3 protein-coding genes are annotated in these 2,769 nt (G+C 68.9%); all 3 read right to left on the bottom strand.

Features of this window, described 5'->3' with window-relative positions; genetic code table 11:
* A partial coding sequence (locus tag ABN273_RS59000) for an ABC transporter permease (RefSeq protein WP_349458554.1) occupies positions 1-761 on the bottom strand: 761 nt, incomplete at its 3' end.
* Positions 758-1,648, bottom strand: coding sequence for an ABC transporter permease (locus ABN273_RS58995; protein ID WP_349458553.1), 891 nt, complete (start codon positions 1,646-1,648; stop codon positions 758-760). The genes ABN273_RS58995 and ABN273_RS59000, both read right to left, overlap by 4 nt.
* Before the next feature lie 3 nt (positions 1,649-1,651).
* A partial coding sequence (locus tag ABN273_RS58990) for an ABC transporter ATP-binding protein (RefSeq protein WP_349458552.1) occupies positions 1,652-2,769 on the bottom strand: 1,118 nt, incomplete at its 5' end.

Here is a 2,769-nt window from a genome sequence, read left to right as displayed (position 1 = left end):
AGGGCGAGGACTGCGAAGGCGATCAGTAGCGCGCTGACCGCGGTCACGCTGGGATCGATGTCGAACATCAGGGAGTTGTAGATCTGCACCGGCAGCGTCAGGGTGCCGACGGAGGACAGGAACTGTGAGACGTAGAAATCATCGAAACTGGTGATGAAGGAGAAGATCGCCGCCGCGACCATCCCCGGCGCGGCCAGGGGGAAGGTGATTCGCCGGGCGATCGTCAGGCGGCCGGCGCCCATGCTCGCCGCGGCGTCCTCCAGGCGTTCGTCGATTCCGCGTAGCGTCGCGACGAGGATCATCACCGCGATCGGCGAGGCCATCACGGTGTGCCCCAGGGCGATCGCGAGCGGGCTGCCCAGCATCGAGGCGGGCTCGAAGAGTAGGAACAGGCCCAGGGCGGTGACGATATGCGGGATGACCAGTGGCCCCAGGACCAGGGCGTAGACCGCGGAGCGCAGCGGCAGTTCGCTGCGGGTCAGCGCGGTCGCCGCGGTCACGCCGAGGATCAGGGAGAACACGGTGCTGAGCGAGGCGATGAGAGCGCTCAGCGACAGCGCGCCCGGCCATTTGCTGCCGTCGGCGAACAGCGCCTGGTACCAGCCGAGCGAGAAGGAGTCCGGCGGGAAGGAGGCGAAGGCGCTTTTGCTGAAGGAGGTGATGACGATCACGATGATCGGCAGTGCCAGGAACAGCAGGATGATGGTGGCGAACGTGGTCAGCGCGATCCGCCCGGTGCGGGTGCTGCGCAACTCCATCATGACGCGCTCCTCTTCTTGGCCTCGCCGAGGGAGCTGACGAGCTTGACCAGAAGCAGGCCTGCGAAGGTCAGCAGCAGCAGGATGACGCCCTCGGCGGCCGCGCCGTTCCATTGGTTCTGCTTCATCACCTGCTGGTTGATGAGGGAGGCGATCATCGTCTGGTTGGGGCCGCCCATCAGGGCGGGGGTGATGTAGTAGCCGAGCGCGAGGATGAAGCTGAGCAGCCCGGCGGTGGCCAGTCCGGGAGCGACCAGCGGAAGGTAGACCCGGCGGAAGATGGTCAGGCGGCCGGCGCCCATGCTGGCTGCGGCGGCGAGCAGTCTGCGGTCCACGCCGCGCATCACGCCGTACAGCAGCAGCACGGTGTAGGGCAGCATCATCGCGGTGGTGCCGATGACCACGCCGATCTCGTTGTAGAGCAGCTGGTACGGCGCGCCGGACACCCCCAGGCCGGCCAGCAGCTGGTTCATCAGGCCCTTGTCGCCGAGCATGATGATCCATCCGTAGGTGCGCACCAGGGCGCTGATGAAGTGCGGGACGACGACGATCAGCATGGCCAGGGCGGCCAGCAGGGGCCGCAGCCTGGAGATCGCGTTGGCCAGCAGGAACCCGATGACCAGGCTGAACAGCGCCGTCTCGGCGGCGATGCGCAGCGTGGTGAACAGCACCGACAGGTTCACGCCCGTCAGCGCGTCGGCGTACCAGTGCAGCGTCAGGGCTCCGTCAGAGTCCTGCACGCTCAGCAGCAGCGTGCTGAAGATCGGGTAGACGAACAGCGCCAGCAGGTAGATCACGGCCGGCAGGGCGTAGAGGATGCCGGCCCGGTTTCTGCGGGAGGCCAGCAGCCGGCGGGGGCGGGCGGGGGCGCCGGCGAGGGTGGCGGCCATCGCTCACCTGCCCTGTTCGCCGGGGAAGAGGTTGACATCGTCCGGATCGGCGCAGATGCCGACCCGATCGCCGGCGCCGGGCCCGCGGCCGGCCGGTGCCTCCAGGCGCAGCAGCGGCGCCTCCTTGCCGTCGATGCGCACGCCCGCGCGGACCAGGGTGCCGACGTAGGTGGCGGTCTCGACTGTGCCGGTACAAAACCCCTGGTCGGCGGCACAGGCCCGCAGCCGGCCCGGCTGCACGGCGACTTTGACCTGGGTGCCGGCGGCCAGGTCGTGGCGCCGTGCCTTCAGCAGGCCCCCGCTGTGGTCCAGGCGGACCAGGGTGTGCTCGTCGTCGTGCTTGTCGATGCGGCCGGGCAGGAAGTTGGCCGCGCCGAGGAAGTCGGCGACGAAGGCGGTCTTGGGCCGCTCGAACAGTTCCCGGGGGGTGTCGAACTGCTCGATCAGGCCGTTGCGCATCACCGCGATGCGGTCGGACAGGACCAGCGCCTCCTCCTGGTCGTGCGTGACGTAGATGACGGTCAGGCCCAGCTCCTGCTGGATGGCCTTGATCTCGACCTGGAGCTGGTCGCGCAGCTTCTTGTCCAACGCTCCGAGGGGCTCGTCCATGAGGATGACCGGCGGCCGGTAGACCAGCGCCCGGCACAGGGCCACCCGCTGCTGCTGCCCGCCGGACAGCTCACGCGGCTTGCGGCCGCCGAACCCGGACAGGCCCGCCATCTCCAGCGTCTGCCCGACCCGCCGCCGGATTTCCTGCTTCGGCACGCCGCGCAGCGTGAGCGGGAAGGCGACGTTCTCGGCGACGGTCATGTGCGGGAACAGCAGATACTGCTGGAACACGAAACCCAGGCCCCGCTTCTGCGGCGCCAGCCGGGTCACATCATGGCCCCCGACGGTGATGGTGCCGGAATCCGGCTCACAGAAACCGGCGATCATCATCAGGGTCGTGGTCTTGCCCGACCCCGAGGCGCCGAGGAAGGTGACGAACTCCCCAGCGGCGATCTCCATGGACGCCTCGTCGACAGCGACGACGTCCCCGTAGGTCTTGCGCAGGGCCACCACCGACAGCGCTTTGCCGGTCGAGGTGGCCGGCTTGGCGCCGGCCACTCCGAGCGACGGCG

The organism is Nonomuraea sp. B19D2 (genome assembly GCF_040137845.1).
Taxonomy (GTDB): domain Bacteria; phylum Actinomycetota; class Actinomycetes; order Streptosporangiales; family Streptosporangiaceae; genus Nonomuraea.
Note: the sequence above shows the minus strand (reverse complement) of the source record. Positions and strands in the feature narration are given on the sequence as shown.